Annotated in this window: 2 protein-coding genes; one reads left to right on the top strand and one right to left on the bottom strand. The window is 49.3% G+C overall.

Annotated elements, in window-relative coordinates:
- Positions 1–459: aldehyde dehydrogenase family protein (locus R7Z41_RS24210; protein WP_318141663.1), on the top strand; the 459-nt coding region annotated here is incomplete at its 5' end.
- 96 nt (positions 460–555) lie between these two features.
- Here the strand turns inward: R7Z41_RS24210 and yncL are convergent.
- The gene (gene yncL / locus R7Z41_RS24205; RefSeq protein WP_411913148.1) at positions 556–621 is read right to left on the bottom strand and encodes a stress response membrane protein YncL; all 66 of its coding nucleotides are present in this window, start codon (positions 619–621) and stop codon (positions 556–558) included.
- Positions 622–629 lie beyond the last annotated feature (8 nt).

Here is a 629-nt window from a genome sequence, read left to right as displayed (position 1 = left end):
AGCTCGCTGGCGCATCTCGAACGCGTCAGCAAGGCAGTAGAAGAGGCGAAAGCGACAGGGCACATCAAAGTGATCACTGGCGGTGAAAAGCGCAAGGGTAATGGCTATTACTATGCGCCGACGCTGCTGGCTGGCGCATTACAGGACGATGCCATCGTGCAAAAAGAGGTATTTGGTCCAGTAGTGAGTGTTACGCCCTTCGACAACGAAGAACAGGTGGTGAACTGGGCGAATGACAGCCAGTACGGACTTGCATCTTCGGTATGGACGAAAGATGTGGGCAGGGCGCATCGCGTCAGCGCACGGCTGCAATATGGTTGTACCTGGGTCAATACCCATTTCATGCTGGTAAGTGAAATGCCGCACGGTGGGCAGAAACTTTCTGGTTACGGCAAGGATATGTCACTTTATGGGCTGGAGGATTACACCGTCGTCCGCCACGTCATGGTTAAACATTAAGGATAATATTGCAGATCGTAAGAGTATGAGATGATCTTGCGTACTGTCAGAGCACTGATTTCTCTGACAGTACGTGCTGCGTGCAAAATCACTACATCAAATAAACCAGCCAAATCTCATAGAGATAAGAGTAAACAAACCAACAGCAGCAAAGACATTTATCAGTACTA

Source organism: Vibrio sp. 1457 (assembly GCF_033340195.1).
GTDB lineage: Bacteria > Pseudomonadota > Gammaproteobacteria > Enterobacterales > Vibrionaceae > Vibrio > Vibrio alginolyticus.
The sequence above is the reverse complement of the archived record's forward strand: the minus strand, read 5'-3'. Positions and strand labels throughout refer to the sequence as shown.